The sequence below is a fragment of the Streptacidiphilus alkalitolerans genome, assembly GCF_042511045.1.
Lineage (GTDB): Bacteria > Actinomycetota > Actinomycetes > Streptomycetales > Streptomycetaceae > Streptacidiphilus > Streptacidiphilus alkalitolerans.
In genome coordinates, this window is record NZ_JBHEZX010000031.1 from 1 (window position 1) to 21,834 (window position 21,834).

Annotated in this window: 16 protein-coding genes; 3 read left to right on the forward strand and 13 right to left on the reverse strand. The window is 70.6% G+C overall.

All coding sequences use genetic code 11. The features are described 5' to 3' along the window. Nucleotides 1–257: 257 nt before the first annotated feature. The 3 genes from ACEZDG_RS37220 to dapA all read right to left on the reverse strand — a co-directional run bounded on the left by ACEZDG_RS37220 (nucleotide 258) and on the right by dapA (nucleotide 3,616). Nucleotides 258–755: an FBP domain-containing protein gene (locus tag ACEZDG_RS37220; protein WP_380519272.1), complete on the reverse strand. Its 498-nt coding sequence runs from the start codon at nucleotides 753–755 to the stop codon at nucleotides 258–260. A gap of 155 nt (nucleotides 756–910) precedes the next feature. After that, a complete protein-coding gene (locus tag ACEZDG_RS37225; protein ID WP_380519273.1) occupies nucleotides 911–2,596 on the reverse strand; it encodes a ribonuclease J in 1,686 nt (561 codons plus the stop codon). Nucleotides 2,597–2,716: 120 nt separating this feature from the next. Beyond that, nucleotides 2,717–3,616 (reverse strand): 4-hydroxy-tetrahydrodipicolinate synthase, encoded by a 900-nt coding sequence (gene dapA / locus ACEZDG_RS37230; RefSeq protein ID WP_380519275.1) that lies wholly within the window; start codon nucleotides 3,614–3,616, stop codon nucleotides 2,717–2,719. A gap of 272 nt (nucleotides 3,617–3,888) precedes the next feature. Here dapA and ACEZDG_RS37235 point away from each other — a divergent pair, with 272 nt between their 5' ends. Then, entirely contained in the window at nucleotides 3,889–4,497 is a 609-nt protein-coding gene (locus tag ACEZDG_RS37235; RefSeq protein ID WP_380519277.1) for a GNAT family N-acetyltransferase, read from the forward strand. Here the strand turns inward: ACEZDG_RS37235 and ACEZDG_RS37240 are convergent. The 6 genes from ACEZDG_RS37240 to eccD form a co-directional block, all read right to left on the reverse strand. Continuing rightward, a complete protein-coding gene (locus ACEZDG_RS37240) occupies nucleotides 4,478–4,915 on the reverse strand; it encodes a hypothetical protein (protein WP_380519279.1) in 438 nt (145 codons plus the stop codon). The two genes, ACEZDG_RS37235 and ACEZDG_RS37240, sit on opposite strands and share 20 nt — an antisense overlap. 4 nt (nucleotides 4,916–4,919) lie before the next feature. Beyond that, nucleotides 4,920–5,678 carry a 4-hydroxy-tetrahydrodipicolinate reductase gene (gene dapB, locus ACEZDG_RS37245; protein ID WP_380519280.1) on the reverse strand — a complete coding sequence of 253 codons (759 nt, stop codon included), beginning with the start codon at nucleotides 5,676–5,678 and terminating at the stop codon, nucleotides 4,920–4,922. Nucleotides 5,679–5,724: 46 nt separating this feature from the next. Next, nucleotides 5,725–7,083: a M16 family metallopeptidase gene (locus ACEZDG_RS37250; RefSeq protein ID WP_380519282.1), complete on the reverse strand. Its 1,359-nt coding sequence runs from the start codon at nucleotides 7,081–7,083 to the stop codon at nucleotides 5,725–5,727. 103 nt (nucleotides 7,084–7,186) lie between these two features. Further along, nucleotides 7,187–9,400: a polyribonucleotide nucleotidyltransferase gene (locus tag ACEZDG_RS37255; protein WP_380519284.1), complete on the reverse strand. Its 2,214-nt coding sequence runs from the start codon at nucleotides 9,398–9,400 to the stop codon at nucleotides 7,187–7,189. 409 nt (nucleotides 9,401–9,809) lie between these two features. After that, a complete protein-coding gene (gene rpsO, locus ACEZDG_RS37260) occupies nucleotides 9,810–10,100 on the reverse strand; it encodes a 30S ribosomal protein S15 (RefSeq protein WP_182445654.1) in 291 nt (96 codons plus the stop codon). Between the two features lie 294 nt (nucleotides 10,101–10,394). Next, nucleotides 10,395–11,846 carry a type VII secretion integral membrane protein EccD gene (gene eccD, locus ACEZDG_RS37265; protein WP_380519287.1) on the reverse strand — a complete coding sequence of 484 codons (1,452 nt, stop codon included), beginning with the start codon at nucleotides 11,844–11,846 and terminating at the stop codon, nucleotides 10,395–10,397. A 262-nt stretch (nucleotides 11,847–12,108) separates the two neighbouring features. On the opposite strand from eccD, the gene eccCa reads away from it, so the two are divergent. Next, nucleotides 12,109–16,053, forward strand: coding sequence for a type VII secretion protein EccCa (eccCa, locus tag ACEZDG_RS37270; protein WP_380519289.1), 3,945 nt, complete (start codon nucleotides 12,109–12,111; stop codon nucleotides 16,051–16,053). A gap of 266 nt (nucleotides 16,054–16,319) precedes the next feature. Continuing rightward, nucleotides 16,320–17,714: an APC family permease gene (locus tag ACEZDG_RS37275; protein ID WP_380519292.1), complete on the forward strand. Its 1,395-nt coding sequence runs from the start codon at nucleotides 16,320–16,322 to the stop codon at nucleotides 17,712–17,714. A 34-nt stretch (nucleotides 17,715–17,748) separates the two neighbouring features. Here the strand turns inward: ACEZDG_RS37275 and mycP are convergent, their stop codons facing one another. The 4 genes from mycP to ACEZDG_RS37295 all read right to left on the reverse strand — a co-directional run bounded on the left by mycP (nucleotide 17,749) and on the right by ACEZDG_RS37295 (nucleotide 21,700). After that, nucleotides 17,749–18,966: a type VII secretion-associated serine protease mycosin gene (mycP, locus tag ACEZDG_RS37280; RefSeq protein ID WP_380519295.1), complete on the reverse strand. Its 1,218-nt coding sequence runs from the start codon at nucleotides 18,964–18,966 to the stop codon at nucleotides 17,749–17,751. A 119-nt stretch (nucleotides 18,967–19,085) separates the two neighbouring features. Further along, complete coding sequence (locus tag ACEZDG_RS37285; RefSeq protein ID WP_380519296.1) at nucleotides 19,086–19,385, reverse strand: WXG100 family type VII secretion target; 300 nt, start codon at nucleotides 19,383–19,385, stop codon at nucleotides 19,086–19,088. Between the two features lie 29 nt (nucleotides 19,386–19,414). Then, nucleotides 19,415–19,726, reverse strand: coding sequence for a WXG100 family type VII secretion target (locus tag ACEZDG_RS37290; RefSeq protein ID WP_380519298.1), 312 nt, complete (start codon nucleotides 19,724–19,726; stop codon nucleotides 19,415–19,417). Nucleotides 19,727–19,921: 195 nt separating this feature from the next. Next, nucleotides 19,922–21,700 (reverse strand): type VII secretion protein EccB, encoded by a 1,779-nt coding sequence (locus ACEZDG_RS37295; protein ID WP_380519300.1) that lies wholly within the window; start codon nucleotides 21,698–21,700, stop codon nucleotides 19,922–19,924. Nucleotides 21,701–21,834 lie beyond the last annotated feature (134 nt).

Sequence of the window (21,834 nt, forward strand, 5' to 3'; positions counted from 1 at the left end):
GACTTTTGGCACGCTGTTGAGTTCTCAAGGAACGGACACTTCCTTCAGGCGGCTTTCACACCGACCCTCCGGGCGCTTCGTTCTGTTCCAAACCTTAGCGGATTCTTGCTGCACAAGCCAATTTCGCCGCTTTCCTGATAAACGGCATGCCAAAGAAGGGCCATGCCATCTGATCAGGGGTTTCGCCGCACCCACACGTGTGTAGGGCAACTCGAAGGACATTACGTGCTCGTTACCGCAGTGTCAAACCAGGACCGTCACACCAGGACCTGGGTGATGAACGCGTCCAGGTTCGTCCTGGTCCTGGCGATCTGCTCGTCCAGGGTCAGCGTCTCCTCGATGCGCTGGGCGAGTCCGGTCCGCTTGAGTCCCCGTACGTACAGCGAACAGGCCAGGTCCGCGCAGATGTAGGCACCGACGGTGTTGCCGTCGCGGCCGGCCGGGCCGGCCTTGCGGGCGGCGAGAAGACTGACGCCGGAACCGGCGTGGGATGTCACGCAGATGGAGCAGATATTGGTCCGCAGAAAGCTCTTCCGCGGGCCGGTGGGGGCGCGGAGGGTGAGGCCGACGAGCCGGCCTTCGTGCTCGGCGACGAGATATCCGCGGTCGGGAGCTCCGGGGTCGCGCCAGCCGAGGAAGTCGAGGTTCGGCCAGGGAGTGGCGTCGAGCGGCTTGGGGAGGGAGAGCCTTCCGGCTTCTCCTTTGGAGCAGTTCACAAAGGACGTGCGGATGTCGTTCTCGTCGAGCGGTCGCATGGTCGAAGAACCTAACAACAGCCCCGGCCCCCTGTCGTGCCATTTACCCGCAGTTGTCCCCCACCCGCATCAGTCCCCCGAACGCGCAGGTGCCCCCGCCGACTGTTGTCGACAGGGGCACCTGCGCGTCACAACCGCGCTCCCAACGGTCGGGGTCAGACCTCGACCACGACCGGGAGGATCATCGGGCGGCGGCGGTAGGTGTCGGACACCCACTTGCCGAGCACCCGGCGGACCAGCTGCTGCACCTGGCGCGGCTCGATGACGCCGTCCTGGGCGGACTTCGACAGGGCGTCCTGCATCTTCTGGATGGCAGGGCCGAAGGCTTCGTCCTCGATGCCGGAGCCGCGGGCCTGGATGTTGGGGCCGCCGACGATCTTGCCGGTGGCGGAGTCCACCACCAGGAAGACCGAGATGATGCCCTCCTCGCCGAGGATCCGACGGTCCTTCAGCGAGCCCTCGGTGATGTCGCCGACCGAGAGGCCGTCGACGTACACGTACCCGGCCTGGACCTTGCCGACGATCTTGGCGACGCCGTCGACCAGGTCGATGACCACGCCGTCCTCGGCGATGACGATGCGGTCCTTGGGGATGCCCGTCTTCTGGCCGAGGTCGGAGGCCGCCCGCAGGTGGCGCCACTCGCCGTGGACCGGCATCAGGTTGCGCGGCTTGCAGATGTTGAAGAAGTAGATCAGCTCGCCGGCCGAGGCGTGGCCGGAGACGTGCACCTTGGCGTTGCCCTTGTGCACGACGTCGGCGCCCCAGCGGGTGAGGCCGTTGATGACCCGGTAGACCGCGTTCTCGTTGCCGGGGATCAGCGACGAGGCGAGGATGATCGTGTCGCCCTCGACGATGCGGATCTGGTGGTCCCGGTTGGCCATCCGCGACAGCGCGGCCATCGGCTCGCCCTGCGAGCCGGTGCAGACCAGCACCACGTCCTCGTCCGGCAGGTCGTCCAGCGTCTTCACGTCGACGACCAGGCCGCCCGGCACCTTGAGGTAGCCGAGGTCACGGGCGATGCCCATGTTGCGGACCATGGAGCGGCCGACGAAGGCGACCTTGCGGCCGAACTCGTGGGCGGTGTCCAGGACCTGCTGGATGCGGTGCACATGGCTGGCGAAGCTGGCCACGATGATCCGCTTGTCGGCGCGGTCGAAGACCTGCTGCAGCACCGGGCCGATGTCGCGCTCCGGTGCGATGAACCCGGGTACCTCGGCGTTGGTGGAGTCCACCAGCAGCAGGTCGATGCCCTCCTCGCCCAGTCGGGCGAAGGTCGGCAGGTCGGTCAGCCGCTTGTCCAGCGGCAGCTGGTCCATCTTGAAGTCGCCGGTGGCGACGACCATGCCCGCGGGGGTGCGGATGGCGACGGCCAGGGCGTCCGGGATGGAGTGGTTGACCGCGATGAACTCGCAGTCGAAGGCGCCGATGCGCTCCCGGTCGCCCTCCTTGACCTCCAGCGTGTAGGGCCGGATGCGGTGCTCGGTGAGCTTGGCCTCGATCAGCGCCAGCGTCAGCTTGGAACCGATCAGCGGCAGGTCCGGCTTCTCGCGGAGCAGGAAGGGGACGGCGCCGATGTGGTCCTCGTGCCCGTGGGTGAGGACGATGCCGTCGATCTTGTCGAGGCGGTCCCTGATGGAGCTGAAGTCCGGCAGGATCAGGTCGACCCCGGGCTGCTGCTCCTCCGGGAACAGGACGCCGCAGTCGACGATGAGCAGGCGGCCGCCGTACTCGAACACCGTCATGTTGCGGCCGATCTCACCGAGACCGCCCAGCGGGGTGACGCGGAGCGCTCCCTCGGCGAGCGGCGGCGGGGTACCGAGGTCAGGATGCGGATGGCTCAAAAGTCTCTCCTCTCCGCGCACGCCGCACACCCCAGGTGGGTCCACAGCGCACACGGCATCGTTACGTCGTTGTTCGTGGTGCAACACGTCACCGCTCGGGCAGGACGTGGAAGTCTGTTGTCAGAGGTGTACCCCGCCTGCGGCGAGATCCTTCCTCAGCTGATCGATCTCTGCCCCCGTGGCCTCGACCAGCGGCAGTCGCAGCGGACCTGCCGGCAGCCCCTGGAGTGCCAGGGCCGCCTTGGTGGTGATCACGCCTTGAGTACGAAACATACCGGTGAAAACAGGAAGCAGTCGCTGGTGTATCTCCGCGGCCTTGGCCGCGTCGCCCGCGAGGTGGGCCTCCAGCATGCTGCGGAGCTCCCCGGCGACCAGGTGCCCGACCACACTGACGAAGCCGACCGCGCCGATCGAGAGCAGCGGCAGGGTGAGCACGTCGTCGCCGGAGTACCAGGCCAGGTTACTGCGGGAGAGCGCCCACGCCGCCGCACCGAGGTCGCCCCTGGCGTCCTTGTTGGCCACGATCCGCGGGTGCTCGCCCAGTCGGACCATGGTCTCGGCCTCGATGGCGACAGCGCTGCGGCCGGGAATGTCGTAGAGCATCACCGGCAGGCCGGTGGCGTCCGCGACCGCGGTGAAGTGCTGGAACAGGCCCTCCTGCGGGGGCTTGTTGTAGTACGGGGTGACCACGAGCAGGCCGTGCGCTCCGACGCGCTCGGCCTGGCGGGCCAGCTCCACGCTGTGCCGGGTGCTGTTGGTGCCGACGCCGGTGATCACGTGGGCCCGGTCGCCGACCGCCTCGAGTACCGCCCTGACCAGGTCGCTCTTCTCAGCGTCCGTGGTGGTCGGCGACTCGCCGGTGGTGCCGTTCAGGACGAGTCCGTCGTTGCCCGCGTCGACCAGATGGGCCGCCAGGCGCTGGGCGCCTTCGAGGTCGAGGGAACCGTCTGCGGTGAACGGGGTCACCATCGCGGTCAGCGCTCTGCCGAAGGGGATCTCAGAGGTGGAGGTCGGAGCCATGAACCCAACGCTACTCGTTGTGGACGTGTGCCAGCACAGGCGGTCCATCAGGAGGAACCGGAAAAGTGAGCCCGGTGCTGCCTGCTCGGGGGTTCAGGCAGCACCGGGGCTCGTGATCTGAGACTAGGGAACACCCCGATATCCCGCAAATGGGACATTCAGTCGATCTGACTCAAAGTGAGATCCGCCGCACGCGTGCCGCCATGTCCTTGGCATGTTCCTTTCTGTTTTATCCTGATCGTCTCGCATGCTGGAGCACCGGAGGGAGTGCCGTGCAGGGACGGCTGGAGCCGCCGAGCGTCCGCGACGCCACCGCCGCGGACATCGGAGCCGTGCGCCGGCTCCGTGCGGCGTCCTGGCGTGCCGCGTACGCGGGGATCCTGCCGCCGGTGTACCTGGAGGCCATGGACACCGGACCGGAGGAGATCGCCTGTGCGGTCCGGCGCTTCCTGCAGAGCCCGCCCGACCGGCATCTGCTGCTCGCCGAGCGGGACGGCCGGATCCTCGCGTTCGCCAGCTGCGGCCCCGAACGGCCGATGCCCGAACACCTGCGCACCGGGGTGCTGCCGGGTGAGGTGTACGCCCTCTACGCCCATCCGGAGGCCTGGTCCACCGGCATCGGCGCGTCGCTGCTCGACGCCGCCCGCGAGCGGCTGCGCGCGGACGGTCGTGAGCAGACGGTGCTGTGGGTGCTGGAGGCCAACGCCCGGGCTCGCTGCTTCTACGAACGGCAGGGGTTTCACCCGACCGGGGAACGCGCCGAGCTGCGGCTCGGCGGGGCGGTGCTGACCGAGCTGCAGTACGCCAGCCGGCAGCCGACGGGACCGGTCCCCGCCGTGGTCGGTCAGCGGCGGGAGCCTTCTATGCGTCGTGGAGCTTGATGGCGTGCTGCATGGCCTTGCGGGCCCGGGGGGTGTCCCTGGCGTCGGCGTAGGCGACGGCCAGCCGGAACCAGCTGCGCCAGTCCTCGGGGGCGGCCTCGGCCTCGGCCTGGCGGCGGGCGAAGACGGAGTCGGCGGAGCCGCGGTCGATCCGGCCGGCCGCGCTGCGGTCCAGCTCGTCCACCGGCAGCGCGCCCTCGGCCTCCAGCTCGCGGGCCAGCGCACCGCTGCGGCGGCCGAACCGGTAGGTCTGCCAGAGGAACCAGACCCCGAGGCCGACCAGGACCTCGGCGCAGATGCCGATGCCGACGGCCAGGCCGTTGCCGGTGGACATCAGCTGGATCCCGGTCGCCACGATGACCAGGAAGCCCAGCAGCAGCGCGGCCGAGACGACGATGTAGGTGATGCGGGCGACCATCGGCTCACTCCCCCGCGAACAGGAAGTTCTCAAGGCCGAAGGTGAGGCCCGGGGCATCCGCCACGCTGCGCACGCCGAGCAGGATGCCGGGCATGAAACTGCTGTGGTGCAGCGAGTCATGACGGATCGTCAGGGTCTCGCCGGTGCCGCCGAACAGCACCTCCTGGTGGGCCAGCAGCCCGCGCAGCCGGACCGAGTGCACCGGCACCCCGTCCACGTCCGCGCCGCGGGCGCCGGGGAGGCCGTGGGTGGTCGGGTCGTCCTGCGGGGGCAGCGCGGCCTCGGCGCGGGCCTCGGCGATGAGCTGCGCGGTCCGGGTGGCGGTGCCGCTGGGGGCGTCGGCCTTGTTGTTGTGGTGCAGCTCGATGACCTCGGCGGACTCGAAGAAGCGGGCCGCCTGCTGAGCGAAGCGCATGGTCAGCACCGCGCCGATGGAGAAGTTCGGGGCGATCAGCACACCGGTGGACGGCGAGGCCGCCAGCCAGCCCCGTACCGAGGCGAGCCGCTCGTCGGTCCAGCCAGTGGTGCCCACCACGGCGTGGATGCCGTGGGCGATGCAGTACTCCAGGTTGCCCAGCACCGCGTCCGGGTGGGTCAGGTCGACCGCGACCTGGGCGCCGGCCTCGGTGAGCGACTCCAGCGTGTCCTCGCGGTCGAGCGCCGCGACCAGCTCCAGGCCGGGAGCGGCTTCGACGGAGCGGGCCGCCTCGGCGCCGATCCGGCCCTTGGCGCCGAGCACGGCGACCCGCAGGGGGGTAGTCATCTTGTCAGAACTCCACTCGGTCTCAGGATCGGTCTCAGGATCGGGATCAGGAGACGGCTTCGGCCAGTCGGGCGGCCTGCTTGCCGCCGACCGGCCCTATCACCGCCAGCGAGGGCCGGTGGGCCCCCAGCACGGACGAGGCGACCTCGCGGACGTCGTCCAGGGTCACCGCGGAGATCTTCGCCAGCAGGTCGTCCACCGACAGGTGGGTGCCGTAGCAGAGCTCGGCCTTGCCGACCCGGGACATCAGCGAGCCGGTGTCCTCCATGCCGAGCACGGTGGAGCCGGAGATCTGACCGATGGCGCGGGACAGCTCCTCCTCGGTGATGCCCTGCCCGGCGACCCGCTGGAGCTCCTCGCGGCAGATCTTCAGCACCTCCTCGACCCGCTTGGGCTGGCAGCCCGCGTAGATCCCGAAGAGGCCGGTGTCGGCGTAGGAGGAGGAGTACGAGTACACCGAGTAGGCCAGGCCGCGCTTCTCCCGCACCTCCTGGAACAGCCGGGAGCTCATGCCGCCGCCCAGGGCGGAGTTGAGCACGCCCAGGGCCCAGCGGCGCTCGTCGTTGCGGGCCAGGCCCGGCAGGCCGAGCACCAGGTGGGCCTGCTCGGTGGGCCGGTCCAGGATCTCGACCTTGCCGGTGGTGCGCAGCGTCCGCGTCCCGCCGCGCGGCTCGGCCGGCAGGACGTCGGTCCTGGACAGCGCGCCGGCCGCGGTGAAGGCCTTCTCGACCTGGCGGACCACCTTGGCGTGGTCGACGTTGCCGGCCGCCGCGACCACCAGGTGCTCGGGGCGGTAGCGGCGCTTGTAGAAGCCGGCCACCTGGTCCCGGGTGAGCGCGTTGATGGTGTCGACGGTGCCGAGCACCGGCCGCCCCAGCGGCGAGGAGCCGTACATCACCTGGGCGAACAGGTCGTGCACCACGTCGCCCGGGTCGTCCTCGGTCATCGCGATCTCTTCGAGGACGACGTCGCGCTCGGTGTCGATGTCCTCCTGCCGGATCAGCGAGCCGGTCAGCATGTCGCTCACCACGTCGATGGCCAGCGGCAGGTCGTTGTCCAGCACCCGCGCGTAGTAGCAGGTGTACTCCTTGGCGGTGAAGGCGTTCATCTCGCCGCCGACCGCGTCCAGCGCGGAGGAGATGTCCAGCGCGCTGCGCCGCTCGGTGCCCTTGAAGAGCAGGTGCTCCAGGTAGTGCGTGGCACCGTTCAGCACCGGGGTCTCGTCGCGCGAACCGACCCCGACCCAGATGCCGAAGGCGGCGGAGCGCACCGTCGGCAGGGTCTCGGTGACGACCCGCAGGCCGCCGGGAAGGACGGTGCGGCGGACCACGCCGGCCCCGTCCACGCCCTTGAGGAGCGTCTTGGTGCTGCCGGGGCGCTGCTGCGCTGCCGTGGGCTGTGCCACGTATTGCCTCCGCGATGCTTACACACGAACAGGGGTGCGGCCCGGTCCTCCGACGTGCGGAGGACCGGGCCGCTTCAAAGCTGGGCCGTTACGGAGCCCGGGACTACTTGGCCTCGGCCTCGGCCGGAGCCTCTTCGCCCTCGACCACGGGGATCAGCGAGAGCTTGCCGCGCGGGTCGATCTCGGCGATCTCGACCTGCACCTTGGCGCCGACCGCGAGCACGTCCTCGACGTTCTCCACGCGCTTGCCGCCGGCCAGCTTGCGGATCTGCGAGATGTGCAGCAGTCCGTCCTTGCCCGGCATCAGCGACACGAACGCTCCGAAGGTCGTGGTCTTCACCACGGTGCCCAGGTAGCGCTCTCCGACCTCCGGCATGGTCGGGTTGGCGATCTGGTTGATCGTCGTACGGGCAGCCTCCGCCGAGGGACCGTCGACCGCACCGATGTAGATGGTGCCGTCGTCCTCGATGGTGATGTCCGCGCCGGTGTCCTCCTGGATCTGGTTGATCATCTTGCCCTTCGGGCCGATGACCTCACCGATCTTGTCGACCGGGATCTTGATGGTGATGATCCGCGGCGCGAACTCGGACATCTCGTCCGGGACGTCGATCGCCTCGTTCATCACGTCCAGGATGTGCAGACGCGCGTCGTGGGCCTGGTTCAGCGCGGCGGCCAGGACCGAGGCGGGGATGCCGTCGAGCTTGGTGTCGAGCTGCAGCGCGGTGACGAAGGTCTTGGTGCCGGCGACCTTGAAGTCCATGTCGCCGAACGCGTCCTCGGCGCCCAGGATGTCGGTCAGCGCGACGTAGTGGGTCTTGCCGTCGATCTCCTGCGAGATCAGGCCCATGGCGATACCGGCGACGGCGGCCTTCAGCGGCACACCGGCGTTCAGCAGCGACATGGTCGAGGCGCAGACCGAGCCCATCGAGGTGGAGCCGTTGGACCCGAGGGCCTCGGACACCTGGCGGATCGCGTAGGGGAACTCCTCGCGGGTCGGCAGCACCGGCACCAGCGCGCGCTCGGCGAGCGCGCCGTGGCCGATCTCGCGGCGCTTGGGCGAGCCCACGCGGCCGGTCTCGCCGACCGAGTACGGCGGGAAGTTGTAGTTGTGCATGTAGCGCTTGCGGGTGACCGGCGCCAGCGTGTCCAGCTGCTGCTCCATCCGGAGCATGTTCAGCGTGGTGACACCCAGGATCTGGGTCTCGCCGCGCTCGAACAGGGCCGAACCGTGCACGCGCGGGATGACCTCGACCTCGGCGGCCAGCGTACGGATGTCGGTGACCCCGCGGCCGTCGATGCGGACCTTGTCCTTGATGACGCGCTGGCGGACCAGCTTCTTCGTCAGCGAGCGGTACGCGGCGGAGATCTCCTTCTCGCGGCCCTCGAACTGCGGGAGCAGCTTGTCGGAGGCGAGGCCCTTGACCCGGTCGATCTCGGTCTCGCGGGCCTGCTTGCCGGCGATGGTGAGCGCCTGGGCGAGCTCCTCGCTGACCGCGGCGCTGAGCGCCTCGAACACGTCGTCCTGGTAGTCCAGGAAGATCGGGAACTCGCCGGTCGGCTTGGCGGCGGAGGCGGCCAGCTCGGACTGCGCCCGGCACAGCTCCTTGATGAAGACCTTGGAGGCTTCGAGGCCGGCGGCCACGACCTCCTCGGTCGGGGCGGTGGCGCCGCCCTTGACCAGCTCGATGGTCTTCTCGGTGGCCTCGGCCTCGACCATCATGATCGCGACGTCGCCGTCGGGCAGGGTGCGGCCGGCGACGACCATGTCGAACACGGCCTCCTCCAGCTCGCTGTGCCGCGGGAAGGCGACCCACTGGCCCTTGATCAGCGCGACCCGGACGCCGCCGATCGGGCCGGAGAACGGCAGGCCGGCGAGCTGGGTGGACGCGGAGGCGGCGTTGATCGCCACGACGTCGTACAGGTCGTCCGGGTTGAGCGCCATGATCGTGCAGACGACCTGGATCTCGTTGCGCAGGCCCTTGACGAAGGACGGGCGCAGCGGGCGGTCGATCAGCCGACAGGTGAGGATCGCGTCCTCGGAGGGGCGGCCCTCACGACGGAAGAACGATCCGGGGATGCGGCCCGCGGCGTACATCCGCTCCTCGACGTCCACCGTGAGGGGGAAGAAGTCGAAGTGCTCCTTGGGCTGCTTCGAGGCGCTGGTCGCCGAGAGGATCATCGTCTCGTCGTCCAGGTAGGCCACGGCGGAGCCGGCGGCCTGACGGGCCAGACGACCGGTCTCGAAGCGGATGGTGCGGGTGCCGAAAGTACCGTTGTCGATCACGGCTACGGCTTCGTACGTGGTGTTGTCTTCCACCTGGAAGATCTCCTTCGTGTTCCTCAGGTGGAGCGTCCCCGCGCTTCGCCCGCGGCGGCCCCGGCTGGGCCGGTCTTCGATCGAAGCCTCCGGACGGGGCGGCGCTCGTGCGCTCGTTCCTCCGGCGGCCACTACCGAGGACCGGCGCCTGGTGGCGCCTGTGGTCGGTGTGCGTGTGGACGCTCCGCGTCTTTGCGGGCGGCGACCGGTCCGGTCGTCCCGCGATGTCGGACCCCCTCTCCTTCACGCGCGGCGCGCGTGCCGGGGCGGTCCTTCACCCTTCGTTCTCACCTTACGCACGCAGTCTTTCCCACGCGTGCGCCCTGCCCAATCCTTCGCTGAAGAAGAGCAGGGCCAGGATGCGCCGAAGGGCGGCCCCCACAGGTGGGAGCCGCCCCCGAGCGACGTACTAGCGAGCGGCGCCGGCGGCACCGCGGCGGATGCCGAGGCGGTCGACCAGCGTACGGAAGCGCTCGATGTCCTTCTTGGCCAGGTACTGCAGCAGGCGGCGGCGCTGGCCGACCAGGAGCAGCAGGCCACGACGCGAGTGGTGGTCGTGCTTGTGCAGCTTGAGGTGCTCGGTCAGGTCCGAGATACGGCGGCTGAGCATGGCGACCTGGACCTCGGGGGAGCCGGTGTCGCCCTCCTTGGTGCCGAACTCGTCCATGATCTGCTTCTTGACAGCGGCGTCGAGGGCCACGGCAACTCCTTTGAGTCATTGGTGCCGGGTGGTCCTGGTCTGCTTCACAGGAACTGGTGGAACCCGGCGGACGGGGCTTGGAGCCCACCTTTGGTTTCCGGCCGGATCAGCGCGCGGCGTCTGGCTCGGTCGATCGCAAGGCGGCGGAGCGCCCTCGTAGCGGAGCTACTTGGGCGTTTCGCCAACGCGGCGAGCGGCCGTGCCAGACGTTGCGCGCCCGGCCGGAAACCAAAGGTGGGCTCCTCAGCCCTGCACCAGCCTACCAGCGCGGAAAGGTACCCCAGGACCGGGGCCTCAGCTGGTGAAGCCGCGGACCGCGGCGTAGACGTCGAGGACGGCGAGGGCCAGCGGGATCAGGGCGAGCAGCATCAGGCTGTCGACCAGGTCCAGGATCCGGCCCCAGAACGGGGACACCCCGCGCCCGGGGACCAGCAGGGCGATGCCGACCAGCAGCGCGGCGCCCAGCGCGACGGACCCGCCGAGCAGCACCGTGCGGACGTCCACCGCAGAGGTGTTGCCCAGGTTCCGGTAGAGGAACAGCTGCATGTGCAGCGCCACCCCGAGCACCAGCAGGCCCAGGCTGAGCAGGCCGGCACCGAGCAGGCTGAGCACCTGGGCGGTGTGCCGGAACAGCCGGGCCCGCAGCATCGTGGTCACGCCGATGACCATGGCCAGCAGCTCCGGCCAGCGGCCGTCGGTGAAGGCCAGCACGGTGGCGCAGCCGACCACGATCGCCGCGCAGCCGCCGACCAGGCCGACCAGCAGCTCGTGGCCGCGGCGGGCCTGCGCGGCGATCCGGCTGTAGTCGGCGGTCTCCTCCTCCTCGGCGGCCTGCTCGGCGCCGGACATCCCGGCGGCCTGCACCGGGGCGTGGAAGGCGACCGGGAGCCGGGCGAACCGGGCGGAGAGCTGGGGCAGGTAGCCGATCAGGGCGATGGCCACCACCGCGGCGACCGCGGCGACCTGACTGGCGGACGCCTCGGTGAGCACGGCGCCGAAGGTGGCCAGGGTGCCGGCCACGGAGAGCAGGGTGGCCGCGACGAAGGGCGCGTCGCCGCTCGGCATCAGCGCGGTGAGCAGCACGGACGCGGCCAGCACGGCGATGCAGCCGACCAGGAACTGGATCCGCCCCGAGCCGCTGCCGGCGTCGGGGGCGACGATGCCGGAGCCGCCGATCAGGGCGTGCGGCAGGGCGGCGAGGCCGAGCGCCAGCGCCGAGCCGCGGTCGGCGTAGACCCGGGCCCGGACGCCGGACAGGGCGATCAGGACCACCGCGGTCACCCCGGAGAGCAGGCCGGGCAGCGAGTGCATGTCGTGCTGGAGGTCGGAGAACCAGAGCGCGAAGCCGAGCAGGGCCAGCAGCACCACGCCGCCGATCAGGCCGGCCCCGCGCATCAGTTCGGGGCCCCACAGGCTGCGGTCGGCGGAGACGGCGGTGGCCACGGCCTCGGCGACGTCGTCGTAGACGGCCGGGGGCAGCGAGTCGGCGAAGGGGCGCAGGCTGAGCAGGTCGCCGTCGCGGACCTGCTGGGCGAGCAGCGGCAGGCTGCTGTCCAGCACGGTGCCGTCCCGGCGGACCAGGTGGAAGCCGGTGGGCGCGCCCTCGGCCAGGGTCTGGCCGGACAGTCGCAGCACCTCGGGGTAGACGTCCGCGAGCGGGACGTCCTCGGGCAGCGCCACATCGATCCGGCTGTCCGGTGCGACGACGGTGACCCGGCAGAATCCGGTTGCGGTACTGGTGCCCACCCGGAGCCCCTCCCCCTGTGAGTGTCTGTGACCTGACAGCGGCTCACCCTACCGGCAGCCCGGGCGGCCGTCGGCGCTGGGCGGCGACGGAGTGCGGGCCCGGGACGGCCCCGGGGTAGGGGCTCGGGGCGTGGGCGAACGATGACCGCCGGCGGGGCAGGGTCTAGGATCGGCCCCTGCGAAGGGCGGTGACACGGGGGGATGCCGCGACATCCCGGACCGTGCCCGACAGGGGACTCGACAGGACGAGGCTGGTACCGAGTTGAGCGTGGTAACCGTCAAGCGACCGCCGCGGGCCTACCCGCCCGCGGTGCCCGGTGAGGACCTCCAACTGGAGTCGCCACCGGAACTGCCCCGCGCGGCCGGGGGCAGCTGGTGGCAGTCGCTGCTGCCGATGATGGCCACCGCCGGCTCCGCCGCCTTCTTCTTCATGCCCGGCATGCAGATGATGATGAAGGTGATGGGCGGGATGATGGTCGCCTCGACCGTCGCCATGGCCCTGGCCCAGCTCAACCAGCAGCGCAAGGGCGGCGGCGGGGAGATCGAGGACGAGCGCCGCGACTACCTCAAGTACCTGGCCCAGCTGCGCAAGCAGGTCCGCCGCACCGCGCTGCGGCAGCGCGACGCCCAGCTCTACCTGCACCCCCAGCCGGACCAGCTGTGGTCCGTGGTCGCCGAGGGCAGCCGGCTCTGGGAGCGCCGCTCCAGCGACGCCGACTTCGCGCAGATACGGCTCGGCACCGGGCCGCAGCAGCTGGCGACCCGTCTGGTCCCGCCGCAGACCGCGCCGGTGGACGAGCTGGAGCCGCTGACCGCCGAGGCGATGAAGAGCTTCCTGGCCGCCCACGGCACCCTGCCCGACCTCCCGCTGGCCGTCTCGCTGCGGGCCTTCTACCACCTGACCGTCTCCGGCGATCCGGAGACCGTGTACGGGACGGTCCGCGCCGCGCTGGCGCAGCTGGCCACCCTGCACTCCCCCGACGACCTGCTGGTCGGCATCGCCGCCGCCCCGGGCGCGGCCCCGGAGTGGGAGTGGACCAAGTGGCTGCCGCACGTCCAGCACCCGACCGACTCCGACGGCGCGGGATCGCTGCGGATGATCTGCCCGTCCCTGGACGAGCTGGAGGACCTGCTCAGCGACCAGCTGGCCGGACGCGCCCGGTTCCACCGCGACGCCACCCCGGTCCCGGAGCAGCCGCACCTGGTGGTGATCCTGGACGGGGCGGCGGTCAGCGCCGACTCGCTGCTCGCCAGCGGCGAGGGGCTGCAGGGGGTGACCGTGATCGAGGTCATCCCGGGCGACCTGGACGAGCCGCGCGGCGCGCTGGCCGTGGTGGTGACACCGGAGCGGATGCGGCTCACCTCGGCCGGCGGCGGGGTGTACCGGGGCCGGCCGGACACCCTCAGCGCCTGGCAGGCCGAGGCGCTGTCCCGGCAGCTGGCCCCGCTCCGGGCCTCGGTCGGCGGGGACGACGAACCGCTGCTGGCGAACCTGGACTTCACCGATCTGATGGGGGTCGGCGACGCCATGTCCGTGGACGTGGCCCGCACCTGGCGGCCTCGGCCGATGCACGAGAAGCTGCGGGTCCCGATCGGCCTGGGCGCCAACGGCGAGCCGGTGATGCTGGACCTCAAGGAGGCGGCGCTCGAAGGCATGGGGCCGCACGGCCTGTGCGTGGGCGCGACCGGTTCCGGCAAGTCGGAGCTGCTGCGCACGCTGGTGCTGGGCCTGGCGATGACCCACTCCTCCGAGGTGCTGAACTTCGTCCTGGCCGACTTCAAGGGCGGTGCGACCTTCGCCGGGATGGCGGACATGCCGCACACCTCCGCGGTGATCACCAACATGGCCGAGGAGCTGACCCTGGTCGACCGGATGCGCGACTCCATCACCGGTGAGCTCAACCGCCGCCAGGAGCTGCTGCGTTCGGCCGGCAACTACGCCAACCTGCACGACTACGAGCGGGCCAGGGCGGCCGGGGCGCCGTTGGAACCGCTGCCCTCGCTGCTGCTGATCATCGACGAGTTCAGCGAACTGCTCACCGCCAAGCCCGACTTCATCGAGATGTTCATCCAGATCGGCCGGATCGGCCGCTCGCTCGGGGTGCACCTGCTGCTGGCCTCGCAGCGTCTGGAGGAGGGCCGGCTGCGCGGCCTCGACACCTATCTCTCCTACCGGATCGGGCTGCGGACCTTCTCCGCCGCCGAGTCCCGGGCGGCGCTCGGCGTCCCCGATGCCTACCACCTGCCGCCGGTGCCCGGCGTGGGCTACCTCAAGTTCGGCACCGATGTGATGGCGCAGTTCAAGGCCGCCTACGTGTCGGGCCCCTACCGGGCCGGGGCGGCGCAGCAGGACACCGGGCGGGTGCGGCGGCGGCACTCGGTGCTGTTCACCGGCGCCCCGGTGGCGATGCCGCTGGTGCCGCTGAACGAGGTCGAGCCGGAGGCTCCGCAGCGGCAGGACGACGCGCTGGCGGACACCGTGCTTGATGTGATCGTGGACCGGCTGGAGGGGCAGGGCCCGCCCGCGCACGCGGTGTGGCTGCCGCCGCTCAGCGAGGCCCCCGCGCTTGACCAGCTGCTGCCGGTGCTCTCCGCCTCGGTGGACCGCGGCCTGGCCGCGACCGACTACGCCGGCAGCGGCCGTCTGGTGGTCCCGGTCGGCCTGGTGGACAAGCCGTTCGAGCAGCGCCGCGACCTGATGTACCTGGACTTCTCCGGGGCGGCCGGGCACGGCATGGTGGTGGGCGGTCCGCGATCGGGCAAGTCCACCCTGATGCGCGCCATGGTGGCCTCGTTCGCGCTCACCCACACCCCCGCCGAGGTGCAGTTCTACCTGCTGGACTTCGGCGGCGGCGGGATGCTGGGGCTGCGCGACCTGCCGCATGTGGGCGGGGTCGCCGGGCGGCTGGACGCCGACAAGGTGCGACGCATGATCAGCGAGGTGTCCGGGCTGCTGACCCAGCGCGAGGAGCTGTTCCGGGCGCAGTCCATCGACTCCATCGCCACCTTCCGCAACCGCCGCCGGGCCGGCACCCTGCCGGGCGAGCAGTACGGCGACGTGTTCCTGGTGGTCGACGGCTGGCTCACCTTCCGGCAGGAGTTCGAGCTGCTGGAGCCGCTGGTCACCGACATCGCCCAGCGCGGTCTGGCCTACGGCGTGCACGTGGTGGTCGGGGCGTCCCGGTACGGGGAGATCCGTCCGGCGCTGAAGGACATGATGCAGACCCGGGTGGAGCTCAAGCTCGGCGACCCGATGGAGTCCGAGATCGACCGCAGGGTCGCCCAGAACGTCCCCGCGGGCGCTCCCGGGCGCGGTCTGACCGCCGACAAGCTGCACTTCCTGGCGGGGCTGCCGCGGATCGACGGGTCCAGCGAGGTCGAGGACCTGGCCGACGGCGTCACCGCGTTCGTCCAGGCCGTCAACGGCTCCTGGACCGGCCCGCGCGCGCCGCAGGTGCGGATGCTGCCGGAGGTCCTGCCGGCCGACAGCCTGCCCAAGGGCTTCGAGACCCCGGAGCTGGGCATCGCCATCGGCGTGGACGAGTCCTCACTGTCGCCGGTGTACCTCAACTTCGACAGCGACTCGCACTTCATCATCTTCGGTGACGGCGAGACCGGTAAGACCGCGCTGCTGCGACTGCTGCTCAAGGGCATCACCGAGCGCTACACCCCGGAGCAGGCCAGGATCGTCATCGGCGACTACCGGCGCTCGCTGCTGGGCGTGGTCACCACCCCGCACCTGCTGGAGTACGCGGCGGCGCAGCCCGCGCTGCAGGCGTTCCTGGGCGACATCAGGGGCTCGATGGAGCGCCGGATCCCGGGCCCGGACGTCACCCAGGAGCAGCTGCGGGACCGCAGCTGGTGGTCCGGGGCGGAACTGTTCCTGGTGGTGGACGACTACGACCTGGTCGCCACCTCCAGTGGCAACCCGCTGCAGCAGCTGCTCGAGGTGCTGCCGTTCGCCAAGGACATCGGGCTGCACATCATCATCGCCCGCCGCTCCGGCGGCGCGGGCCGTGCCCTCTACGAGCCGATGATGCAGCGGCTGAAGGAGCTGGGCGCGCAGGGCATCGTGCTGTCCGGCGAGCGGGACGAGGGCGTGCTGCTGGGCAACGTCAAGCCGCAGCCGATGCCGCCCGGCCGCGGTGTGCTGGTCACCCGGCGCCGGGGCACCTTCACGGTGCAGACCGGGTGGCTGCCCCAGTAACGCTTTCGCTGTCGATGCACGGAGGGGCCGCCGGTGTTTCAGCACCGACGGCCCCTTTGCTCTGTGCGGTCAGAAGCAGCTGTATGCCTTGCAAGTAAAGGCAGTGTTAAGTTTTGATCTTTGAAGCGCAGCTGAATGAACAAAGGGGCTATTTGGTTCATCGGACTGAAACGGCATCAGATTCGTTGCTGTATGGCTACTGCACAACGAAATCCGAAGCAAACTCCACCTTGACGCTTTCATAACCGCAGGGGTTACATGTCGGCATGACCGACACCCTGAGCCGACCCGTCGAGGACGTGGACCCGGCTGCGGCAGCGCCGCCGCAGAAGCTCAAGCGATCCATCGGCGTCGTCGGCGGGACCCTGCTGACACTGTCCTGCGTGACGCCGGCGTCCTCGCTGTTCGTGATCGTGCCGGCGTCGTTCGCCTCACTGGGTACCGGGACCGCGCTCACCCTGGTGATCGCGATCGTGCTCTGCGTCGGAGTGGCCTGGTGCTACTCGGAGCTGGGCACGCTGATCCCCAGCGCGGGCGGCGAGTACGCCATGGCCGGGCACACCATCGGCCGCTTCTCCGGATGGCTGGCGTTCATCCAGGCGCTGATCGTGGTCATGATCGTGCCGCCGATCATCGCCCTGGGCACCGCCGACTACCTGGCGCCGATCATGAGCGTCGATCCGAAGATCATGGGGGCGGCCGTGATGCTGGCGGCCACCGTGGTGGGCCTGCTCGACCTGCGCGCCAACGCCTGGATCACCGGCATCTTCCTGGTCCTGGAGGTCATCGCGGCCACCCTGGTCGCGGTGCTGGGCTTCGCCCACGCCAACCGCCCGGCCTCCGTGCTGATCCACCCGGCGCTCCCCGGCGGCGCGGTCGGCGGAGGCACCATCATCATCGGGCTGGCCGCGGCACTGTTCATCACCCAGGGCTTCTCCACCGCCGTCTACCTGGCCGAGGAGATGGAGCAGCCGAACCGCACCGTGCCGCGCACCGTGCTGTGGACCCTGGCCATCGGCTCCGCCGTGATCCTGGTCCCGGTGGTCGCCATCACCCTGGGCGCTCCCAGCCTGGAGGCGCTGGCCAAGGGCGACATCGGCGCCATGGTGACCGCCTGGAGCAACTCGGTCGTCGGTGACATCGTCAGCCTGTGCGTCGCCCTGGCGATCATCAACGCCGCGATCGTGATGGTGATCCAGAACTCCCGGGTGCTGTACTCCTCGGCCCGCGACAAGGCCTGGCCCGAGCCGCTGAACCGCGCCTTCTCCACGCTGAGCAAGCGCTACGGAGCCCCCTGGATCGCCACCCTCGCGGTCGGCGTCCCCGGCGCCGCGCTCTGCTTCGTCGACCTGACCACGCTGAGCCTGGTCACCGGCGTGGCCGTCACCCTGCTCTACGGCTTCGTCGCGGTCGCCGCGCTGGGAGCCCGGCGCGGAAAGCACAAGGAGTCCGACGCCTGGCGGATGCGGATGTGGCCCACCGTTCCGGTCCTCATTCTGGCCGTCCTGGCCTATGTGATGTTCCAGCAGAGCCACGAGGCCCTGGCCATCACCGGCGGTATCACCGTCGCCGCCGCCCTGTACTGGGTGTTCTACCTCCGGCCCCGGCCCAAGGACCGCTGGGTGATCACCATCCCGGAGGAGGAGAAGGGCACCCTCTGAGCACTCCGCTCCGCTCCGAACGCCGCCGTACGGTTCAGGCCGTGCGGCGGCGCTTCATGTCCCGGAGCACCACGGCGGTGCCGGAGATCAGCAGCACCAGCAGCGCGCCGAGGCCCAGGGCGTAGACGGCGGTGCGCCGGTCCCGGTCGGCCTGGGTCTCGCCGAGGCCCAGCGGGCGCGGGGTGACCGGCGCGGCCGAGCTGTGCTGACGCACCGTCGGAACCGCGGCCGACTCCGCCGGGGCGTCGTCCGAGAGCGCGGCCACCGGGTCCACCACCCCCCAGCCGATGAAGTTGTTGCGGCCCGGGTCGGTGCGCTGCGCGGTCTGCTCGATCCGGGCGATGACCTGCGCCGCGGTCCAGTGCGGGTACTCCTGCTTGAGCAGGGCGGCCACCCCGGCCACATAGGGGGCGGCGAAGCTGGTCCCGCTGTCGACGCAGTGGCCGCCCTTGGGGACGGTGGACACCATGTCCACCCCGGGCGCGGCCACGCCGACCGAGCTGCCGGTCTCCGAGAAGGCGTCCGCCCGCTCGTCGTCGCGGTCCGAGGCCCCGACGCCGAGGACGCCGGGGAAGGAGGCCGGGTAGGTGGGGACCGAGAGGTTCTCGTTGCCGGCCGCCGCGACCACCACGATCCTCGCCCTGACCGCAGCGGCGACCGCCCTGGCCAGATGGCTGTCCGCGGGGACCGCCAGCGGCTTGCCGTCGCTGGACACGTCCTGCGAGATGTTGATGACGTCGACGTGCTTGGCGACCGCCTCGTCCACGGCCTTGGCCATGGTCTCGGCGTCGCCGCTGCCCTGGGCGTCGTTCTGGCGCAGCGAGAGGATGGTGGCGTCCGGGGCGAGGCCGACGAAGCCGGTGCCCGGGGCCGGGCGGGCGGCGATGATGCCCGCCACCATGGTGCCGTGGCCGACCGGGTCGGTGAGCGAGGTGCCGGGCTGGCCGGTGAGGAAGTTCTTCCCGGCCCGGACGGCGCCGCGCAGCTGCGGGTTGGTGTCGTCCACACCGGTGTCGATCACCGCGACGGTGATCCCCGCGCCGGTGGCGTAGTGCCACAACTGCGGCAGCAGCACCCGCTGCAGGGCCCACGGGGTGCTGGGGATCACGGCGGAGGGAAAGACGCAGCTGCCGTTGGACTGGAGCGCGCCGGGCGGGGCGCCGGCCCACGCCTGGGGCGGGACGGACAGCGAGAGGGCCGCGGCGACTGCGGCCGTGGAGAGTAGTGCCCTGCGGCGGTGGTGCCTGCTCACAGCTTTTCGCTTCCCCCACGATGTCCCGACCGGAGCCCTGTGCGGCAGCCGGTGCCGCTACCGCTGCGTCCGCACCGGTCGGCACGGACGCAGCGGGGTGGTTCAGCTGCCGGGTGGTATCAGCTACCCCAGATGCTCGCGTTCTTGTTCTCGGTCGCCTGGTAGTTCTGCGCGGCGTTGTCGAGAGCGCCCGCGATCTGCGTCAGGACCTGGTGCAGGTCGGCGGCGGAGCTGTCCCACTGCGCCTGGCGGGCCTGGTAGCCCTCCTGGGCCTTGCCCTCCCAGCTCTGGGCGATGCGGGTGACGCCGGCCTTCAGGTCGTCGAGCTGCGACTGGACCCGGGCGGCGGTGCTGCGGACCTCGTCCGCCGCGTTGGACACGGTGGCGAAGTTGACCAGGATCTGGCCGGGTGTCGACATGTTGTCTCCTTCTCAGGCGGTGGAGTGGGTCAGCCGAGGGCTGAGGTGATCTTGCTGATCGAGGAGTGCTGCTCCTGCTCGGTGCTGGTGTACTGCGCCGAGCTCGAGTCGATGGCTTCCTTGATCTCGTTGAGCACCTTGTTCAGCTTGGTCGCGTCCTCGCCCCACTGCCGCTGGAGCGCCTGGTACGACGAGGCGGCCTCGCCCTTCCAGCCTCCAGTGATCGACTCCACAAGGCTGTTGAGACGGGTGAGCTCCTGCTGGATCTGGCTGTTCACGTCCGAGATGCGGCTGGAAAAAGCCCGCATCTCATCGGCGGTAGTCTTGAACGAACCTGACATATGCACCGTCCCCCATGAGACAGACCAACGAGACCGGGCGTCCGGTCCTGCGGGACCCGGCCGACATCACAGCAGTGACGTCCCGCTGCACTCTAGCTGTCATGCGCTATACCCCCCAACACCGGGTTGTGGACAACTTTCTGACCCCTGTGCACGCTGCTCGGTGGACGAACCGTCGGCGCAGGTCAACGGCCGTCAGGAGCCCTGCTGCTGAACCGCCGCACCGGGGTTGAGACCGGGGCCGGTGGGCAGCAGCCCGGACCAGGACTCGGGGACGACCGGGATCGGGTCGACCGTCTGGTAGCCGAGCAGGGCCTGAGTGGTGTTCGGCTGTCCGCCCGCGGCGGCCGAGGCGCCGTCGGACGGTGCGGCCGAGGGGTCGGCGGCCGGGGTGGTCGGCGCGGCGGTGGTGTCGGCGTTCATCTGCACCGGGTAGCGCAGGCCGGTGTCCGTCAGCAGGTCGACCGAGCCCGAGGTGGTGCTGGTGCCGGTCACCGCGCGGTAGAGCAGTCCGGTGCCGGGGGTCACATAGACGCCCGCCGAACCGGAGTTGCTGTCGATCGGGTAGTCCGAGCCGGTCCACAGGGCCTGCACCGGAGCGCCGGTCTCCCCGGTGGCGCCGGTGTAGACGCTGCAGGCCACCGCGGGTCCGCTGCCGTTCGCGGCACCGACGTTGGCCTGGCTGACCAGGTTCTGCGGCCAGTCCTTGTCGGCCAGGAACGCCGCGCTGTTGTTGGCGCCGACCGCGGCCAGCGGATCCACCTTGGGCTCCGGCGACTTGTTCTTGTGCAGGGCCACGATCAGCCGGTCGGTGAAGTCGGAGACCTTGTGGATGCCGTCCTTGAGCACGACGTAGTGCCGCACCTGGCCGCTGTTGTCGGTCTCCTGGAACAGGTCGCCGACATTGAACCGGATGTTGTCGAGGGTGATCGGGGTGGGGTCGCCGAAGTCGGCCATCTCCCCCTTGGGCAGGCTGATCGGGTCGCCGGGGCGCAGCGTGTCCAGCCACTCCTTGGTCACGGTCTGCGGCAGGCCGACGTTCCCGCCGAAGGCCGCGGTGGCCAGCAGTTCGGCGGCGGCGGTGGTCGCCGGGTCCTTGGCCGGAGCGGCCTTGGTGACCGGGGTGGCCGGCGAGGACGGGGTCACCGGCTTGCCGGTGGTCGACGAGGACGGCGTGGTGTGCGTCCCCGAGGGGGTGTTCGAGGCCTTGTGGGTGGGGGCCGCGCCGACGGCGGCGCCGTAGCCGTCGAGGGCGGACGGCTGGGAACCGTCGCTGACCAACTGGTGTGCGGTGCCGGTCGAGTCCACCAGGTAGAGCCCACTCGGGGCCTCGACGTAGAGGGCCTCCCTGCTGCCCACCGGGCCGCCGGCGGGCCGGCCGTCGGCGGACTGCGGCGCGCCCGGTGTGGAGGTGGGCGCCACGGCAGCGGTGGTGACCTTCGCCGCGTCGGCGCCGCCGAGGACGAACAGCTTCTGGTCGGTGCCGGACTGCCCGGACGCGGCCGGGCGGTCGCACTCGGCCCAGGTCTTGGGGGTCGCCGCGTCCTTCGCCGTGGGCAGGCTGTCCGGGGCGTAGGGGATGCCGAGGGTCGGACCGTGCGGCACCGAACCGGAGTTCAGCACCGAGTCGTCAACCTCCTCCACCGTGGAGTCCACCCCGAGCAGCAGTCGCGCGGAGGCGATGTTCAGCACCGGGTGCAGTTGGCCGCCGAGCATCACGTAACGGGTCGTCGTCTGCTTGTCGACGATGACCGCGTTGGCCTGGTCCCAGTGCAGCGGCGCCGAGGGCTTGATCATCCCGTAGGCGCCGAAGCCGGCCACCGCCACCGCACCCGCTATCAGGCTCGGCATGAACGCGCGCCGCGGCTTGGGCACGTCCTCCTCGTTGCCTCCGCCGGAGGGCTGGAGGAAGGCGGCAACGGTCCGCCGCCGTGAGAACGTGTAGGCGCTCAGTTCATTCCGGCGTGATGCCATGCTGCTGCTCTCCCCGTTCCGGTTACCACGATGCCGCGCGCGAACGGTACGTACCGTACGGGTACGGTATTGCGATCAGCCAACCGGCCACCGGTTCGCCCGGCTCCTCGCCGTCGGGGACCCGGGCCCATCCA

Coding starts and splice junctions, on each gene's coding strand:
- ACEZDG_RS37220 (WP_380519272.1), bottom strand. CDS start 755: ATGCGACCGCTCGACGAGAACGACATCCGCACGTCCTTTGTGAACTGC.
- dapA (WP_380519275.1), bottom strand. CDS start 3,616: ATGGCTCCGACCTCCACCTCTGAGATCCCCTTCGGCAGAGCGCTGACC.
- ACEZDG_RS37240 (WP_380519279.1), bottom strand. CDS start 4,915: ATGGTCGCCCGCATCACCTACATCGTCGTCTCGGCCGCGCTGCTGCTG.
- dapB (WP_380519280.1), bottom strand. CDS start 5,678: ATGACTACCCCCCTGCGGGTCGCCGTGCTCGGCGCCAAGGGCCGGATC.
- ACEZDG_RS37275 (WP_380519292.1), top strand. CDS start 16,320: ATGACCGACACCCTGAGCCGACCCGTCGAGGACGTGGACCCGGCTGCG.
- ACEZDG_RS37285 (WP_380519296.1), bottom strand. CDS start 19,385: ATGTCGACACCCGGCCAGATCCTGGTCAACTTCGCCACCGTGTCCAAC.
- ACEZDG_RS37290 (WP_380519298.1), bottom strand. CDS start 19,726: ATGTCAGGTTCGTTCAAGACTACCGCCGATGAGATGCGGGCTTTTTCC.
- ACEZDG_RS37295 (WP_380519300.1), bottom strand. CDS start 21,700: ATGGCATCACGCCGGAATGAACTGAGCGCCTACACGTTCTCACGGCGG.